This window comes from Pseudomonas chlororaphis subsp. piscium (genome assembly GCF_003850345.1).
In the GTDB taxonomy this organism is placed as follows: domain Bacteria; phylum Pseudomonadota; class Gammaproteobacteria; order Pseudomonadales; family Pseudomonadaceae; genus Aquipseudomonas; species Aquipseudomonas piscium.
The window spans coordinates 999988-1016986 of the sequence record NZ_CP027707.1 but is presented as its reverse complement, the minus strand read 5'-3'; the positions used below and the strand labels follow the sequence as shown (position 1 = coordinate 1016986).

Annotated in this window: 13 protein-coding genes; 10 read left to right on the top strand and 3 right to left on the bottom strand. The window is 63.7% G+C overall.

Going from position 1 to position 16999, the window contains the following annotated elements; all coding sequences use genetic code 11:
• Nucleotides 1–54: 54 nt before the first annotated feature.
• The 5 genes from C4K38_RS04520 (at nucleotide 55) to C4K38_RS04500 (ending at nucleotide 5325) form a co-directional block, all read left to right on the top strand.
• Nucleotides 55–771 carry an ABC transporter permease gene (locus C4K38_RS04520; protein ID WP_025806390.1) on the top strand — a complete coding sequence of 239 codons (717 nt, stop codon included), beginning with the start codon at nucleotides 55–57 and terminating at the stop codon, nucleotides 769–771.
• Between the two features lie 20 nt (nucleotides 772–791).
• Nucleotides 792–1685 carry a glycine betaine ABC transporter substrate-binding protein gene (locus C4K38_RS04515; RefSeq protein WP_053277443.1) on the top strand — a complete coding sequence of 298 codons (894 nt, stop codon included), beginning with the start codon at nucleotides 792–794 and terminating at the stop codon, nucleotides 1683–1685.
• Nucleotides 1686–1699: 14 nt separating this feature from the next.
• Nucleotides 1700–2353, top strand: coding sequence for an ABC transporter permease (locus tag C4K38_RS04510; RefSeq protein WP_053277442.1), 654 nt, complete (start codon nucleotides 1700–1702; stop codon nucleotides 2351–2353).
• The gene (locus C4K38_RS04505; RefSeq protein WP_053277441.1) at nucleotides 2350–3507 is read left to right on the top strand and encodes an osmoprotectant ABC transporter ATP-binding protein OsmV; all 1158 of its coding nucleotides are present in this window, start codon (nucleotides 2350–2352) and stop codon (nucleotides 3505–3507) included. The genes C4K38_RS04510 and C4K38_RS04505 overlap by 4 nt, the downstream gene beginning before the upstream one ends.
• A 654-nt stretch (nucleotides 3508–4161) precedes the next feature.
• Nucleotides 4162–5325 (top strand): type III PLP-dependent enzyme, encoded by a 1164-nt coding sequence (locus tag C4K38_RS04500; protein WP_025806386.1) that lies wholly within the window; start codon nucleotides 4162–4164, stop codon nucleotides 5323–5325.
• Between the two features lie 176 nt (nucleotides 5326–5501).
• Here C4K38_RS04500 and C4K38_RS04495 read toward each other — a convergent pair whose 3' ends face one another.
• Nucleotides 5502–6290, bottom strand: coding sequence for a tetratricopeptide repeat protein (locus C4K38_RS04495; RefSeq protein ID WP_053277440.1), 789 nt, complete (start codon nucleotides 6288–6290; stop codon nucleotides 5502–5504).
• A 3-nt stretch (nucleotides 6291–6293) separates the two neighbouring features.
• Nucleotides 6294–6974: a Fe2+-dependent dioxygenase gene (locus tag C4K38_RS04490; RefSeq protein ID WP_009042146.1), complete on the bottom strand. Its 681-nt coding sequence runs from the start codon at nucleotides 6972–6974 to the stop codon at nucleotides 6294–6296.
• Between the two features lie 205 nt (nucleotides 6975–7179).
• Here C4K38_RS04490 and C4K38_RS04485 point away from each other — a divergent pair, with 205 nt between their 5' ends.
• Both C4K38_RS04485 and C4K38_RS04480 read left to right on the top strand, forming a co-directional pair.
• Nucleotides 7180–9453: a TonB-dependent receptor gene (locus tag C4K38_RS04485; RefSeq protein WP_053277439.1), complete on the top strand. Its 2274-nt coding sequence runs from the start codon at nucleotides 7180–7182 to the stop codon at nucleotides 9451–9453.
• Nucleotides 9454–9619: 166 nt separating this feature from the next.
• The gene (locus C4K38_RS04480) at nucleotides 9620–12148 is read left to right on the top strand and encodes a PepSY domain-containing protein (RefSeq protein ID WP_053277438.1); all 2529 of its coding nucleotides are present in this window, start codon (nucleotides 9620–9622) and stop codon (nucleotides 12146–12148) included.
• A gap of 88 nt (nucleotides 12149–12236) precedes the next feature.
• Here C4K38_RS04480 and C4K38_RS04475 read toward each other — a convergent pair whose 3' ends face one another.
• Nucleotides 12237–13778, bottom strand: a complete 1542-nt coding sequence (locus tag C4K38_RS04475; protein WP_025806381.1) for an alkaline phosphatase D family protein — start codon at nucleotides 13776–13778, stop codon at nucleotides 12237–12239.
• Between the two features lie 220 nt (nucleotides 13779–13998).
• Here C4K38_RS04475 and C4K38_RS04470 point away from each other — a divergent pair, with 220 nt between their 5' ends.
• From C4K38_RS04470 to C4K38_RS04460, 3 genes are all read left to right on the top strand, one after another.
• Nucleotides 13999–14580 (top strand): TetR/AcrR family transcriptional regulator, encoded by a 582-nt coding sequence (locus C4K38_RS04470; RefSeq protein ID WP_053277437.1) that lies wholly within the window; start codon nucleotides 13999–14001, stop codon nucleotides 14578–14580.
• 119 nt (nucleotides 14581–14699) lie between these two features.
• Nucleotides 14700–15566, top strand: coding sequence for an NAD(P)-dependent oxidoreductase (locus C4K38_RS04465; protein ID WP_053277436.1), 867 nt, complete (start codon nucleotides 14700–14702; stop codon nucleotides 15564–15566).
• Between the two features lie 71 nt (nucleotides 15567–15637).
• Nucleotides 15638–16861, top strand: coding sequence for an MFS transporter (locus C4K38_RS04460; protein ID WP_053277435.1), 1224 nt, complete (start codon nucleotides 15638–15640; stop codon nucleotides 16859–16861).
• Nucleotides 16862–16999 lie beyond the last annotated feature (138 nt).

The following is a 16999-nucleotide window of genomic DNA, read 5'->3' as shown; positions in this document are numbered from 1 at the left end:
GTATGGCCTTGCCACACGAAAGAAGGCTCGCCGACATAAAAAAGGAGTCCGCCTGTGGCTATTCGCTATGGCAAAGGGCTGATAGGAGGCGCGGCGGTCATCGCTCTCCTGGCCCTGCTGGTCCACTGGATCGGCATCAGTACGATCGAACACTACCGCGACGATCTGTTGTTTTACCTGCAAGCCCATCTGTACCTGGTACTCGCTTCAATGTTCGCCGCCCTCGTGGTGGGGATACCCGCCGGCATCTTCCTCAGCCGACCGCAGATGGTCGGGCGTGCCGAGCGCTTCATGCAGCTGTTCAACATCGGCAACACCGTCCCTCCCCTGGCCGTCCTGGCCATCGCCCTGGGGATCCTCGGCATCGGCAGCGGGCCGGCCATCTTCGCTTTGTTCCTCGCCTCCTTGCTGCCCATTGTGCGCAACACCTACGAAGGCCTGAAAAACGTCCAGGGTTCCCTCAAGGAAGCCGCCGTCGGCATCGGCATGACGCCGCGCCAGGTGCTGTGGAAAGTCGAGCTGCCCAACGCCGTGCCGATCATCGTCGGTGGCGTGCGCGTGGCCCTGGCGATCAACGTCGGCACCGCGCCGCTGGCCTTCCTGATCGGCGCCAACAGCCTTGGCAGCCTGATCTTCCCTGGAATCGCCCTGAACAATCAGCCGCAACTGCTGCTCGGCGCGGCCTGCACCGCCTTGCTGGCCCTGCTGCTCGACGGCCTGGTGACACTGGCCAGCCGCCTCTGGCTGGAACGCGGCCTGCGCCCGTCTTAAGCCTGCGCGAAGGAATTCACATGAAAAAAATAGCTTTGATCATAGGCTGCGTCCTGCTGTGCGCGGGAATTGCCCAAGCCGCGCAAAAGCCGGTGATCCGCATCGGCGCCCGGGTCTTCACCGAGCAGACGCTGCTGGCGGAAATCACCTCGCAGTACCTGCGCGGCAAGGGCTACGACACCCGGGTCACCGGCGGCCTGGGCAGCAACCTGGCGCGCAGCGCCCACGAAAGCGGGCAGCTGGACATGCTCTGGGAATACACCGGGGTGTCCCTGGTGGCCTACAACCACGTGACGGAAAAACTCGACAGCCAAGAGTCCTATGAACGGGTCAAGGAGCTGGACGGGAAAAAAGGCCTGGTCTGGCTGACACCGTCGAAGTTCAGCAATACCTACGCCCTGGCCCTGCCGAAAAATGTCGCGGAGCAATACCCGCAGATCAACAGTGTCAGCGACCTGAAAAACGTCCTCGACACCGAGCGCCAGGACAACCACCTGATCGCCCTGGACACCGAGTTCGCCAACCGCTCCGACGGCCTGCAAGGCATGGTCAAGCTGTACGGCATGGACCTGACCCGCAGGAACATCCGGCAGATGGACGCGGGGCTGGTCTACACCGCCCTGCGTAACGGCCAGGTGTTCGCCGGCCTGGTCTACACCACCGACGGCCGGCTCAACGCCTTCAATCTGAAACTGCTGAACGACGACCTGCATTACTTCCCCGACTACACCGCGGCCCCCGTGGTGCGCCAGGCCTACCTCGACGCCCACCCGCAACTGGCCGCCGACCTCAAGCCGCTGGCCGAACTGTTCGACGACCAGACCATGCGCCAGCTCAACGCCCGGGTCGACGTCGACCATGAAAGCCCATCCGCCGTTGCCGCAGATTTCCTGCGCCGGCATCCACTGAATTGAGGGAGGAAAAAGCCATGGAATTGCTCAACGCCTTTTCCCATCTCGACTGGCAGCACGTCATCCAGCTGACCTGGCAGCACATCACCCTGGTGGGCATCGCCGTGACCCTGGCGATCCTCTTCGGCGTGCCCCTGGGCATCCTGATGACCCGCTTCCCGACCCTGGCCGGCCCGCTGCAAGCCAGCGCCACCGTGCTGCTGACCATTCCGTCGATCGCGCTGTTCGGCCTGCTGCTGCCGTTCTATTCCAAGTTCGGCCAGGGCCTGGGGCCGCTGCCGGCGATCACCGCGGTGTTTCTCTATTCCCTGCTGCCGATCATGCGTAACACCTACCTGGCGCTGACCGGCGTCGAGCCGGGGATCCGCGAAGCCGCCCGCGGCATCGGCATGACCTTCGGCCAGCGCCTGCGCATGGTCGAGTTGCCGATCGCCGTGCCGGTGATCCTCGCCGGCGTGCGCACCGCCGTGGTGATGAACATCGGTGTGATGACCATCGCCGCCACCATCGGCGCCGGCGGCCTGGGTGTACTCATTCTTGCTTCCATCAGCCGCAGCGACATGTCGATGCTGATCGTCGGCGCGGTGCTGGTCAGTCTCCTGGCCATCTTCGCCGACCTGCTTCTGCAATGGCTGCAACGCTCCTTGACTCCAAAAGGACTGCTCAAATGATCGAACTTCAAAACCTGACCAAGACCTTCCAAAGCAACGGCAAGACCATCACCGCCGTTGATTCCGTAAGCCTGACCGTCAATGAAGGCGAGATTTGCGTGTTCCTCGGGCCATCGGGCTGCGGCAAGAGCACCACGCTGAAAATGATCAACCGCCTGATCATGCCCACCTCGGGCAAGGTGCTGATCAACGGCGAAGACACCACCGGCCTGGACGAAGTGACCCTGCGCCGCAACATCGGTTACGTGATCCAGCAGATCGGCCTGTTCCCCAACATGACCATCGAGGAAAACATCGTGGTGGTGCCGCGCCTGCTGGGCTGGGACAAACAGAAATGCCACGAGCGCGCCCGCGAGCTGATGAGCATGATCAAGCTCGAACCCAAGCAGTACCTGCATCGTTATCCGCGAGAGCTGTCCGGTGGCCAGCAACAGCGGATCGGGGTGATCCGGGCGCTGGCGGCCGATGCGCCGCTGCTGCTGATGGACGAACCCTTCGGCGCGGTCGACCCGATCAACCGCGAGATGATCCAGAACGAGTTCTTCGAGATGCAGCGGGCGCTGAACAAGACCGTGATCATGGTCAGCCACGACATCGACGAAGCCATCAAGCTCGGCGACAAGATCGCCATCTTCCGCGCCGGCAAGCTGCTGCAGATCGACCACCCGGACACCCTGCTGGCCCATCCGGCGGACGACTTCGTCAGCAACTTCGTCGGCCAGGACAGCACCCTCAAGCGCCTGCTGCTGGTGAAGGCCGAGGACGCTGCCGACAACGCACCCTCGGTAAGCCCGCAAACTCCGGTGGCCGATGCCCTGGAACTGATGGACGAACACGACCGCCGCTACCTGGTGGTGACCTGCGCCGAGAACAAGGCCCTGGGTTATGTGCGCCGCCGCGACCTGCACCGCCAGGCCGGCACCTGCGCCCAGTACCTGCGCGAGTTCAACGCCACCGCGGCCTACGACGAACACCTGCGGATCCTGCTGTCGCGGATGTACGAGTTCAACCGTTCGTGGCTGCCGGTGCTGGATGCCGAGCGGGTGTTCCTCGGCGAGGTGACCCAGGAATCGATTGCCGCCTACCTCAGCTCCGGGCGCTCGCGGGGGATGAAGACCAATATCGTTTCCCCAGCGGAAGCCGTGCTCGCCTGATAGCGCAAATCGCCCGGTAAAAATGCAAAAACCTGTAGGAGCCAGCCCGCTGGCGATAGGGCAATGTCAGTCAAAGCTGTCTTGATGATGAAACTGTCATCGCCAGCAGGCTGGTTCCCACAGGTTCGGGGCGATTTTTCAGTGCGCCACGGACCGGAAAAAAATATCAACACCCATCCCCGTGAAAGCTGTCCGAAAATTCCTTCCGAAACAGTCAACCCCCTCTCCACACCCTTCTCTCGCCGCCAACGTCGCCGATGTTGACGCCATCGTACTTATCTATGACTTGGCAGACAAAAGCATCGAACGTGCAGGTATTTTTAACACTTCAAAATTCCCGGGGAACATCTGTCCGTCATCTAGGTCGGCTACAAAGAGTGATGCCCGCGTCGCACGTCAGAAGCGTGCAAAAACGCGACATTTTTAGTTGATCTCAGGCCCCTCACGCCCTAAAGTTCGCGCCGAACGTCCATGCTGGAAACGATCCATCCGGCTCAAGTACTGACGACGAGACAGCAAGGCCAAGGGCAGCGACCCATGGCCTTTTTGCTTTCGGCGACATGCCTTGGGAAGTAGGCGAACCAAAGTGGGGATACGGAGGACGTTCATTTGCACCCATTGTTTTTACCCGTTTGCCATTAGGAGCTCCCAGGTATGTCGATTCAGGTCGAAGACTATTTCGCGCGCGAAACCTTTCAGAAAATGAAGGCGTTCGCCGACAAGCAAGAAACCCCGTTCGTGGTCATCGACACCCAGATGATCGCCCAGGCCTACGATGACCTGCGTGCCGGTTTCGAGTTCGCCAAGGTCTACTACGCTGTAAAAGCCAACCCGGCCGTCGAAATCATCGACCTGCTGCGGGAAAAAGGCTCGAACTTCGACATCGCCTCGATCTACGAGCTGGACAAGGTGCTGAGCCGCGGCGTCAGCCCGGACCAGATCAGCTACGGCAACACCATCAAGAAATCCAAGGACATCCGCTACTTCTACGAGAAAGGCGTGCGCCTGTATGCCACCGACTCCGAAGCCGACCTGCGCAACATCGCCAAGGCCGCGCCAGGCTCGAAAGTCTATGTGCGGATCCTCACCGAAGGCTCGACCACCGCTGACTGGCCGCTGTCGCGCAAGTTCGGCTGCCAGACCGACATGGCCATGGACCTGCTGATCCTCGCCCGCGACCTGGGCCTGGTGCCTTACGGCGTGTCGTTCCACGTGGGTTCGCAACAGCGCGACATCAGCGTCTGGGACGCGGCGATCGCCAAGGTCAAGGTGATCTTCGAACGCCTGAAGGAAGAAGACGGCATCCACCTCAAGCTGATCAACATGGGTGGCGGCTTCCCGGCCAACTACATCACCCGTACCAACAGCCTGGAAACCTACGCTGAGGAAATCATCCGCTTCCTCAAGGAAGACTTCGGCGACGAGCTGCCGGAAATCATCCTCGAGCCAGGCCGTTCGCTGATCGCCAACGCCGGTATCCTGGTCAGCGAAGTGGTGCTGGTGGCGCGTAAATCCCGTACCGCCGTGGAGCGCTGGATCTACACCGACGTGGGCAAGTTCTCCGGCCTGATCGAAACCATGGACGAAGCCATCAAGTTCCCGATCTGGACCGAGAAGAAAGGCGAGACGGAAGAGGTGGTGATCGCCGGCCCGACCTGCGACAGCGCCGACATCATGTACGAGAACTACAAGTACGGCCTGCCGCTGAACCTGGCCATCGGCGACCGCCTGTACTGGCTGTCCACCGGTGCCTACACCACCAGCTACAGCGCAGTGGAATTCAACGGCTTCCCGCCACTGAAATCCTTCTACGTGTAAACGCCACGCCGTAACGAAAAAGCCCATGACTGGTCATGGGCTTTTTTATGCCTGCGCGATGGCGGTGGCTTACGCCAATGTAACGAACGCGTTGCCTCTGTAGGAGCGAAGCTTGCTCGCGATAGGCCGAAGGCCGGCGACGGCCTTGATACCGCCATCGCGGGCAAGCCTCGCTCCTACAGAAGCTGTTGGGCTAACGCCTCGCGGTCGGTTTCATTCCCTAACTGCGCCGCACGCTGGTGATACGCCAGGGCCAGGCCACGAATCTCTGGATGGGCCGCCTGTAACAAAGCGCCACGGGCGACCCGCAGGAAGTTCAGGTTGCCGCCTTCCAGGGCCTTGTTTAGCCAACCCAGCGCCTCATCGATACGCCCGGCATCGGCCAGCACCGCGGCATGGCTGAACTGCCCACGGAAATCCCCGCCCTCGGCGGAACGGCGATACCAGTCGCAGGCCGCTGCAGCATCCCTGGAACAGTGACGCCCCTCCTCCAGATAACGGCCCAGCAGGTTCATGGATTTGGCATGGCCCATGGCCGCCGCGCGACGGTAGCAGTTCAAGGCCAAAGCATGGTTTTCAGCGACCCCGCGACCGGTGGCCAGCAGGTTGGCGTAGTTGTACAGCGCCCAGTCCAGCCCGGCTTCGGCCGCCTGGCGATAATGCCCGGCAGCCGCCTTGGCATCGGCCTCACAGCCCCAGCCATGCTCGCAGCAGCGCCCCAGCATATTGCGCGCCATCAGGTGCCCGCCCTTGGCGGCGATCTCAAACCAGCGCAGCGCCAGCACCTGGTCGCGTTCGATGCCCAGGCCGTCGAGCAGGATCTGCCCGAGCAGCGCCTGGGCATCCAGCACACCCTCCCCGGCCGCCAGCAGGATCGCCTGGGCGGCCCGGGCCGGGCTCTGTTCGAGCATGGCGCGCAGCTGCTCGCCGTCGAGGACTTCCTCGCGGCGTAACTGGAAACTCACGGTTTAAACCTCGACCCAGCGACGCAACAGGTTGTGGTAGGTGCCGGTCAGGCGGATCAGCGACGGATGCTCCGGCATGTCGCGGGTCAGTTGCTGGATCGCCTCGTCCATCTCGAACAGCAGGGCGCGCTGGCTGTCTTCGCGCACCAGGCTCTGGGTCCAGAAGAACGACGCATAACGGGTGCCGCGGGTGACCGCATTGACCTTGTGCAGGCTGGTGCCCGGGTACAGCACCATGTCGCCGGCCGGCAACTTCACCCGCTGGGTGCCGAAGGTGTCCTGGATTTCCAGCTCGCCGCCGTCGTAGTCCTCCGGGTCGCTGAAAAACAGGGTCGACGACAGGTCGGTGCGCACCCGCTCGACGCTGCCCTTGGGCTGGCGCACGGCGTTGTCGATATGGAAGTCGAAACTGCCACCGGCGGTGTAGCAGTTGAGCAGCGGCGGGAAGACCTTGTGCGGCAGCGCGGCCGACATGAAGCGCGGATGCTGCCACAGGCGCTCGAGCATCGCCGCGCCGATCTCCTGGGCCAGCGGGTGGCCTTCGGGCAGTTGCAGATTGTGCTTGGCCTTGGCCGACTGATAACCGGCGGTGATCTTGCCGTCGGCCCAGTCCGCCTGCTCCAGGGCCTCACGGATACGCAGCACTTCTTCACGGGAGAACAGGCCGGGAATATGCAGGAGCATGAGGCAATACCTGAAAGCAAAGGGGTGCAAATGATATTGATTCTTATTGAAAATGTAAAATGCGCAGACGAATGAAAACGTAAAAACCGTAAAGGGAGATTGTAAAGAATGTAAATTCCATGCGAATAGCAATATTTCGCAATTGATACAAATACTTGTTCGCCTTATATTCCGCCGCCTCAAATCCTTGGGGAGGGGAATCACCATGTCGCGCCAACAACCACAATTACCGCTCGGTTCACCACGCCTGCTGGCGTCTGCAATTGGCGTGGCGATCACCGCCGGCTCCGCAGCCCACATGGCTTTTGCCGCGGAAAACACCGAGAAGAAAGCCGCGGGCAATGCCATTTCCCTGGATGCCACCAGCATCACCGGTGAAGCCCAGGACCAGACGTCCTACCAGGTCGAAAAGGCCTCGTCGCAGAAGTACACCGCGCCGCTGGTCAACACCCCGCGCTCGGTCACCGTGGTGCCTCAACAAGTCCTCAAGGACACCGCCGCCACCTCGCTGCAGGACGCACTGCGCACCGTGCCGGGCATTACCTTCGGTGCCGGCGAAGGCGGCAACCCGCAGGGCGACCGTCCGTTCATCCGTGGCTTCGACGCCCAGGGCGACACCTACCTCGATGGCGTGCGCGACACCGGTGGCCAGAGCCGCGAGATCTTCGACATCGAATCGATCGAAGTCAGCAAGGGCCCCAACTCCTCCTTCGGCGGTCGCGGCTCGGCCGGTGGCAGCCTCAACCTGGTGAGCAAGACGCCCAAGCAGCAAGACTTCCTCAACGGTGGCTTCACCTATGGCTCCGACCAGACCCGCCGTTATGTGCTGGACGTGAACCGCCAGTTCCTCGACAGCGCCGCCTTCCGCCTGAACCTGATGAGCCACGAGCAGAACGTGGCCGGTCGCGACGCCGTCAACTACGACCGCTGGGGCGTGGCACCGTCCCTGACCTTCGGCCTGGGCACCCCGACCCGCGTCAACTTCAGCTACTACCACATGGAAAGCGACGACCTGCCGGACTCGGGCATTCCCTACGGCTACAGCTCGGCCAGCGCCACCGCCCACAAGCACGACAAACCGACCGACGGCGGCGACAGCGACAACTTCTATGGCTTGAAGGATCGTGACTTCCGCAAGACCCGCGCGGACATCAGCACCATCTCCATCGAGCACGACCTGAACGACAACATGACGCTGAAAAACACCCTGCGTCATGGCAACACCGGCCAGGACTACATCCTCACCCAGCCTGACGACAGCAAGTTCAACGTCAACAAGTACGGCACCGTGTGGCGTCGCGCCAACTCGCGGGTGTCCACCACCGAAACCACCACCAACCAGACCGACCTGTTCGGCGAGTTCCAGGCCCTGGGCTTCAAGCACAACTACTCCACCGGCCTTGAGTTCACCGGCGAAGAGACTCGCGTCAGCAGCTACAACATCGCCGGTAACACCGCCAAGGTCTGTAATCCGGGCAGCATCCCGAGCTGCACCTCGCTGAGCAACCCGAACCCGGACGATGCCTGGACCGGCGCAATCAGCCGCAACTACTACGGCACCAACACTAAAGCCACCAGCCGCGCGGCCTATGTGTTCGACACCATCGAACTCGACCCGCAATGGCTGCTGAACGTCGGCCTGCGCTACGACACCTTCGACACCGTGGCCAATACCGACACCGCCACCGGGCGCACCAAGATCAAGGACGACAGCCAGTTCTGGAACTGGCAGGCCGGCCTGGTGTGGAAACCGACGGACAACGGCAGCATCTACGCCTCCTATGCCACCTCGGCCTCGCCAGCGGGCGGTTTGGTCGGTGAAGGCGCGGACGGTAACCCGCTGTCCGCCGGCGCCAGCGTCAGCGACCTGCAACCGGAAGAAACCGTCAACTACGAGCTGGGCACCAAGTGGGACGTGTTCAACGACCGTCTGTCCCTGACCGCCGCGGTGTTCCGTACCGAGAAGAAAAACACCCGCATCCTGGTGGACGCCATGACCTACCAGAACGCCGGTGAATCCCGCGTCGACGGCCTGGAACTGTCGGCCAGCGGCAAGATCACCGACAAGTGGCAAGTCTTCGCCGGCTACAGCTACCTGAAAAGCGAGCTGGTGGACCCGGGCTTCAACGGTCGTAACGGGGTGATCAGCGCCGGCTCGAACAAAGGCAATGAAATGCCGAACACGCCGAAAAACAGCTTCAGCCTGTGGACCACTTATGAAGTGATGCCGAAGCTGACCGTCGGCGGCGGCGCGTTCTATGTCGACGAGGTGTATGGCGACGCCGGCAACACCGTGTATGTGCCGTCCTACACCCGCTACGACGCCATGGCCAGCTACAAGCTGAGCAAGAACGTCGACCTGCAGCTGAACGTGCAGAACCTGACCGACAAGACCTACTACGACAAAGCCTACTCGGCGCACTTCGCCAACCAGGCAGCCGGCCGTACCGCCTTGTTCACCACCAACTTCCACTTCTGACGAGGTGGAACGCGACGCCTGGCGCATCCGGGCGTCGTAGCGGTAACCACCTGAGCCCCACGCATTTCGATGAGTGGGGCTTTTGTGCGTAAGAAAGAATGTTTCTCGACAACTCACGGCATAATGCGCGCCGTGCACAGACTTAAGAACCAACGAGGCGGTCGATGTGTTGAAGAAAACCCTGTTCCAGTTGCACTGGTTTTTCGGCATCAGCGCCGGCCTGGTCCTGGCCTTGATGGGCATTACCGGAGCGACCGTGTCGTTCCAGGATGAAATCCTGCGTGCCCTCAATCCCTCCACACTGCAGGTGGAAAAACAGCCGGCCGGCGTCCTGCCACCCGCCGAGCTGGTGGAAAAAATCCAGGCCGCCTCGGGCAAGACCGTGTCGATGCTCACGGTGGAAGCCGACAGCGGCAACGCCGCCCGCGTCTGGTTCACCCCGCCACCGGGCCAGCGTCGCGGCGAGATGCGTTATTTCGACCCCTACACCGGCGAGTTCATGGGCGCGGCCCTGGGCCAGGACTTCTTCGGCCTGATGCTGCAACTGCACCGTTTCCTGGCCATGGGCGACAGCGGCCGGCAGATCACCGGCGCCTGCACCCTGATCCTGATCTTCTTCTGCCTGTCCGGCCTCTACCTGCGCTGGCCGCGCCAGGTGGCGAGCTGGCGCGCCTGGCTGACCCTGGATTGGGCGAAAAAAGGCCGTGGCTTCAACTGGGACCTGCACGCCGTGGCCGGGACCTGGTGCCTGCTGTTCTATCTACTGGCGGCGCTGACCGGTTTGTCCTGGTCCTACGAGTGGTACAACAAGGGCCTGAACAAACTGCTGGCCGACTCGCCACAGAGCCAGCGCATGAAGGGCAGCCGGGGCGCGCCGCCCCAGGGCCCGGCGCCGACCGCCGACTACAACGCCATGTGGCTGGGTATCTACAGCACCGCCGGCAAGGACCTGAGCTCCTACAACATCCGCATGCCAGCGGTGGCCGGCCAGCCGGCGACCGTGTTCTATCTGTTCAAGAACTCGCCCCACGACCGGGCGCTGAACCAGATCACCATCGACCCGAACAGCGGCGTGGTCAGCCGCCATGACCGCTACAGCGACAAGAGCCTCAAGGCGCAGTTGCTGACCAGCATCTATGCCCTGCACGTGGGCAGCTACTTCGGCATCGTCGGACGCATCCTGGTGACTATCGCTTCGCTGACCATGCCGCTGTTCTTTATCACCGGCTGGCTGCTGTACCTGGATCGCCGGCGCAAGAAACGCCAGATCAAGGATGCGCGCCAGGGCCTGAGCACCGACACCGGCGATGCCTCGGCCTGGCTGATCGGCTTCGCCAGCCAGAGCGGTTTCGCCGAACAACTGGCCTGGCAGACCGCCGGGCAATTGCAGGCCGCGGGCGTACCGACCAAGGTCCAGGCGCTGGCCAGCGTCAGCGAGCAAGACCTGCTGAATACCCAGAACGCATTGTTCGTGGTCAGCACCTTCGGCGACGGCGAAGCGCCGGACAGCGCCCGGGGTTTTGAACGCAAGGTGCTGAGCCGCGCCTTGTCCCTGGACAACCTCAAGTACGGCGTACTGGGCCTGGGCGACCGGCAATACCCGCACTTCTGCGGTTTTGCCAAGCGCCTGCATGGCTGGCTGGCCGAGCATGGCGGCAACACCCTGTTCGCTCCGGTGGAAGTCGACAGCGGCGACAGCTACGCCCTGCGCCACTGGCAGCAGCAACTGGGCCAGTTGATCGGCCAGGCGCCGGTGGACCTGTGGCAGGCGCCCGCCTACGACAACTGGACCCTGAATCAACGCCTGCTGCTCAACCCCGACAGCAGCGGCTCCGGCGTCTACCTGCTGGGCCTCACCCCACCGCAACCGAGCAGCTGGCTGGCCGGCGATCTGGTGGAAGTGCTGCCGCGCAACTGCGCATGGGCCATCGAGTTCTTCCTCGACGGCCTGGGCCTGGACGGCAGCGCCACGGTGCAGCTCGACGGCCTGACGGAAACCCTGACCCAGGCCCTGGCCAGCCGCCAGCTCCCGGAAAACCGTGCCCATCTGGTGGGCCTGCACGCCCAGGCGTTGGTGGATGCCCTGGTGCCGCTGGCAATGCGCGAATACTCCATCGCCTCGCTGGCCAGCGACGGCCAGCTGGAACTGCTGGTACGCCAGGAACGCCACCCCGACGGCAGCCTGGGTATCGGCTCCGGCTGGCTCACCGAGCATGCGCCGGTCGGCTCCAGCATCAGCCTGCGGGTGCGGCGCAACAGCGGCTTCCATCCGCCGGCCGAACCTTGCCCGCTGATCCTGCTGGGCAACGGCACTGGCCTGGCCGGCTTGCGCAGCCTGCTCAAGGCGCGCATCGCCGAGGGCCAGCAAGACAACTGGCTGATCTTCGGCGAGCGCAACGCCGAGCATGATTTCTACTGCAAGGACGAGCTGCAGGAATGGCTGACCGCCGGCGATCTGCGCCGCCTGGACCTAGCCTTCTCCCGCGATCAGGCCGAGAAGATCTACGTCCAGGATCGCCTGCGCCAACAGGCCGAACGCCTCAAGCAATGGCTGGCCGACGGCGCCTCGATCTATATCTGCGGCAGCCTGCAAGGCATGGCGTCGGGGGTGGATCAGGTGCTCAACGAAGTACTGGGCATCGAGGTCGTCGAACGGCTGATCGAGCAAGGCCGCTATCGCCGGGATGTCTACTGATCTGTAGGAGCGAGGCTTGCCCGCGATTGAACGATAACGCGGTGTCCCAGACAGTCCGCGTCGCGCCCATCGCGGGCAAGCCTCGCTCCTACACCGGCTGCAACTTGCGCTCGAACACCGCCACCCCGTCCAGGTCCCGCAGGATCACGCTCAACTCCCCGCTCTGCCCTTCGATCTGCACTTCGCCGAAGAACTGGAACCCGGCGAACGGCGAGGTGTTCTGCGCCGGCGGCGCCTTCTGGAACACCACCTCCGGGCCGAAGGTCTTGTCCAGCGCGTTGGGCCCGAAACTGCCGGCATTCAAAGGCCCGGCGACGAATTCCCAGAACGGCTCGAAGTCCTGGAACGCCGCGCGGTCCGGGTGGTAGTGGTGCGCCGCGCAGTAGTGCACATCCGCCGTCAGCCACACATGGTTGCGCACCTTGTGCTTGCGCAGGAACGCCAGCAACTCGGCGATCTCCAGCTCGCGGCCCTGGGCCGGGCCCGGATCGCCGTTGGCGATCGCCTCCCAGCGCGGTACGCCGGGGCTGACCTCGCCGTCCGGCACGCCGAGGCCGATGGGCATGTCGGCCGCCACCACCTTCCACTGCGCCTTGGAGTGCTTGAGCCCCTGCTTGAGCCAGTCCAACTGCTCGCGGCCGAGGAACGGCTTGGCCGCACCGAGGTTGTCGTCATTGCCGCCGCGATAGCTGCGCATGTCCAGCACGAACACATCCAGCAGCGGCCCGTAGCTCAGCTTGCGATAGATCCGCCCGCCCTGGTCGGCGCTCTGCAAGCGCATCGGCGCATATTCCAGCCAGGCCTGCCGCGCGCGGCCCACCAGGGTGTGGATATCTTTGGTGGTGTAACGCTCATCCAGCACCTTGCTCGGCGACCAGTTGTTGACCACCTCGTGGTCGTCCCACTGCCAGATCTGCGGCACCTCGGCATTGAAGCGCCGCACGTTCTCGTCCAGCAGGTTGTAGCGGTAGTTGCCGCGGTATTCGTCGAGGGTCTCGGCGACCTTGCTCTTGGCCTCGGTGGTGATATTGCGCCACACCCGGCCATTCTCGGTGGTCAGCTGCGCCGGCACCGGGCCGTCGGCGTAAATGGTGTCGCCGCTGTGGATAAAAAAGTCCGGCAGGCGCCGGCGCATGGCCTCGTAGATGCGCATGCCACCGATGTCCGGGTTGATGCCGAAACCCTGGCCGACAGTGTCGCCGCTCCACACAAAGCGGATATCGCGACGGGTCTGCGGCACGCTGCGTAAGTGGCCGAACCAGGGTTTACTGCGCACGCCGGTCTGGGCGTCCTCGAAATACACCCGATAAAAAATCGCCTGGTCGGTGGGCAGCCCGCCCAACTCGACCCGCGCGGTGAAGTCGGTGCGGGCATCGGCCAGGGGTGAGACAAACTTGCGCGGGTTGCTGAACAGGCTGCGGGTATCCCACTCCACCACCATCCGCGCCGGGCGGTCGGTACGGCTCCAGACCATCGCCCGGTCGCCGAGCAGATCCCCGGACTGCACACCATCGACCATCTTTGGCCGGTCCTTGCCCGAGGCAATCACCGCCGGCGCCAACCCCGGCAGCAACAGCCCTGCCCCCGCCACCTGAATCAAACGCCGCCGACCGAGAGTGAAATCGCTCATCGTGGATCCCTCCGACATAAACCGAAAAAGCAAACCTTAGTCAGCAGGGATGAAGCCCGTATGACAACGTGCATTCCAGGGCGCTGCGCGACACAGGGTGGGAACCGCCGGCTGATGGATAACTTTCGCTCCGCCTGTGTCGCTTGTGCAAGGCCGCTTGACTCGCTCGGGATAAACCTCCAGACTTTTCAGGAACGATCATTCCAATACGGTGAATCCCGTGCGCGCTAAAGAGTTTGAGCCAGACGAAGTCGCTGACTCCGCCATGCAGGTGTTCTGGCAGCGGGGCTACGCCGCCACCTCGATCCAGGACCTTGTCGAAGGCACCGGCCTGTCGCGAAGCAGCCTGTACAACACCTTTGAAAGCAAGAACGGCCTGTACCAGCAGGCCCTGCGCCGCTATCACCAACTGACCCAGGCCAATGTCGACCTGCTGTCCCAGTCAGAACCGGCAGAAGCGCTGGTTCGCCAACTGCTGATGCGCATCGTCGAGGACGAAATGGGCGACCCCCGCCAGCGCGGCTGCCTAGTGGCCAATGCCACGCTGGAACTGGCGGCACAGGACCCGGCGGTCGCCGCCCTGGTGAGCCAGAACTTCCTGCGCCTGGAGAATGCGCTGGAACAGCTGCTCAGCCGTGGCCAGCAGGAAGGCACCCTCGCCCCCGATAAAAAGCCGCGCGCCCTGGCACGCTTCATCGTCAACACCATCCAGGGCATGCGCGTCGTGAGCAAAGGCAGCCCGCCGCAGGAGCGGCGCGAACGCCTCATGGATGTCCTCGAGATAGCGCTGGAAGCGCTCTGACCAACACCTGACTGCTGCGCCACACCACGTTGCGCGGCCCTCGGGTTTTTATTCGCCTAGTTTTGGACTGATCGTTCCAGTTAAGCATTCAGCCATTTTCCAACCCTCGGAGTTACCCCATGACTATCGACCGCAAGCCTCTCACCCTCGCCGTCCTCGGCACTGGCCTGATCGGCGCGCCCGTAGCCCGCAACCTGAGCAAGCACGGCTTCCGGGTGAACGCCTGGAACCGCACGGCCGCCAAGGCACAAGCGCTGACCCCGGACGGCATCCAGGCGCTCCCCAACCCAGCTGACGCAGTACAAGGCGCGGACATCGTCCTGACCCTGCTCAAGGACGGCCCCAGCGTGCTGCAAGCCATGCAGGCCGCCGCCCCCACGCTGTCGAAAGGCACCCTCTGGCTGCAACTGAGTACGGTCGGCATCAAGGACACCGCCACGCTGGCCGCGTTCGCCGCCGAGCACGGCCTGGTGTTTTACGACGCCCCGGTCCAGGGCACCCGACAGCCCGCGGAACAAGGCCAACTGGTCATTCTGGCCTCTGGCCCCGCTGCGGCGCGCGCGGATGTGCAGCCGGTCTTCGATGCCATTGGTAAGCGCACCCTCTGGGTCTCCGAGCAGGTCGGCGCCAGCAGCCGCCTCAAACTGGCGCTCAATAGCTGGGTCTTTGCCTTGACCCACGGCATCGCCGAAAGCATCGCCATCGCCAAGGGGCTGGGCGTCGATCCGGCCCTGATGGTCGATGTGGTCAAGGACGGGCCGCTGGACAGCGGCTACTTCCGGCTCAAAGCCGCCGCAATCCTGGCGGACGACTACAGCACCAGTTTTTCCATCGCCAACGCAGTGAAGGACGCCCGCCTGGTGGTCGATGCCGCGCTCCAGGCCGGCGTGCGGGTGGACGCAGCCCAGGCCGGGTTGTCGCGTTTCGAACGTGCCCTCGAGGCCGGCCATGGCGACAAGGACATGGCCGCCTCCTACCTCGCCTGACCCCACGGCGCCTGCAAGCACTCACCGCTTTGCGGGCGCCCGGCACACATCCATAGACAGAGAGATTGCGTATGAGTACTCAGGGCAACGACGGCGCCCTTGCGGCGGCCCCGTTCGACACGCTTGATCAAGGGCTTCCCGTGTGGAAGTTGCTGGCATTCACCATGGCGGGCTTCATCGCCATCATGACCGAAACCATGCCGGCCGGGCTGCTGCCACAGATCAGCCAGGGGCTGGGCGTGTCCGAGGCCCTGGCCGGGCAGTTGGTCACCCTCTATGCCCTCGGCTCGGTGCTGGCGGCCATCCCGGTCATCGCCATCACCCGCAGTTGGCGGCGACGGCCGCTATTCCTGCTGGCCATCGCCGGGTTGCTGGTGTTCAACAGCGTCACGGCCCTGTCCACGGACTACCAGGTGACACTGGTGGCACGCTTTATCGCCGGCATGGCGGCCGGGGTGATCTGGGGCCTGCTGGCCGGTTACGCGCGGCGCATGGTGCCCCACCATCTGCAAGGCCGCTCGCTGGCCGTGGTGGGGATCGGACAGCCCATCGCCCTGTCCATCGGCGTGCCCCTGGGCACCTGGCTGGGCAGCTTGTTCGACTGGCGCGGCGTGTTCTGGATCATGTCGGCCCTGGCCCTGGTGCTACTCGCCTGGGTCCGTTTTACCGTGCCGGACTTCGCCGGCCAGACGCAGCGCCAGCGCCTGCCGATCCGACGGATCTTCCTGATGCCGGGCATACGTCCGCTGCTGTTGACGCTGTTCGCCTGGATACTGGCGCACAACATCCTGTACACCTACATCGCGCCCTACCTCACCTCCGTGGGCCTGGGGCAACGGGTAGACAGCGTGCTGTTGCTGTTCGGGGTCGCCTGCATCGTCGGCATCTGGATCACTGGCCTGCTGGTGGATCGCTGGCTGCGCCGGCTGACCCTGCTCAGCCTGACGGTATTCACCCTGGCCGCGCTGATACTGGGTTTCGCCAATGGCTCCGCGCCCCTCGTACTGCTGGGCATTGCGACCTGGGGGATCACCTTCGGCGGCGCCCCCACGCTGCTGCAAACGGCGATTGCCGATACCGCCGGTGATAACGCCGACGTCGCGCAATCCATGCTGGTGACCGTGTTCAACTTCGCCGTGGCAGGCGGCGGCATCGCCGGCGGCCTGCTGCTGGAGCACATGGGCACGGCATCCTTCCCCTGGGCCCTGGCCTTGCTCGCCCTACTCGGGCTGGGCGTAGCCTGGTCAGCCCGCCGCCAGGGCTTCCGCCCCGGTCAGCGCACTATCGCGCCTTGAGGCGCTTAGTAGCCTAGCCATAAATGAGAGCGCCCCAGCCGGAGCGCTCTGCCTTATCGGGTGGCGGCTGGACGTGGGTTAGCAGACCAGGGCCCAGGAACCCGGCTCACCCGAAGGTGCCCCACGTACAGCCACCAT

Excerpts from the sequence above, each read along its gene's own strand:
- C4K38_RS04460 (WP_053277435.1), top strand. The coding sequence starts at position 15,638 with ATGAGTACTCAGGGCAACGACGGCGCCCTTGCGGCGGCCCCGTTCGAC.
- C4K38_RS04485 (WP_053277439.1), top strand. The coding sequence starts at position 7,180 with ATGTCGCGCCAACAACCACAATTACCGCTCGGTTCACCACGCCTGCTG.
- C4K38_RS04500 (WP_025806386.1), top strand. The coding sequence starts at position 4,162 with ATGTCGATTCAGGTCGAAGACTATTTCGCGCGCGAAACCTTTCAGAAA.
- C4K38_RS04510 (WP_053277442.1), top strand. The coding sequence starts at position 1,700 with ATGGAATTGCTCAACGCCTTTTCCCATCTCGACTGGCAGCACGTCATC.
- C4K38_RS04475 (WP_025806381.1), bottom strand. The coding sequence starts at position 13,778 with ATGAGCGATTTCACTCTCGGTCGGCGGCGTTTGATTCAGGTGGCGGGG.
- C4K38_RS04515 (WP_053277443.1), top strand. The coding sequence starts at position 792 with ATGAAAAAAATAGCTTTGATCATAGGCTGCGTCCTGCTGTGCGCGGGA.
- C4K38_RS04465 (WP_053277436.1), top strand. The coding sequence starts at position 14,700 with ATGACTATCGACCGCAAGCCTCTCACCCTCGCCGTCCTCGGCACTGGC.
- C4K38_RS04490 (WP_009042146.1), bottom strand. The coding sequence starts at position 6,974 with ATGCTCCTGCATATTCCCGGCCTGTTCTCCCGTGAAGAAGTGCTGCGT.
- C4K38_RS04505 (WP_053277441.1), top strand. The coding sequence starts at position 2,350 with ATGATCGAACTTCAAAACCTGACCAAGACCTTCCAAAGCAACGGCAAG.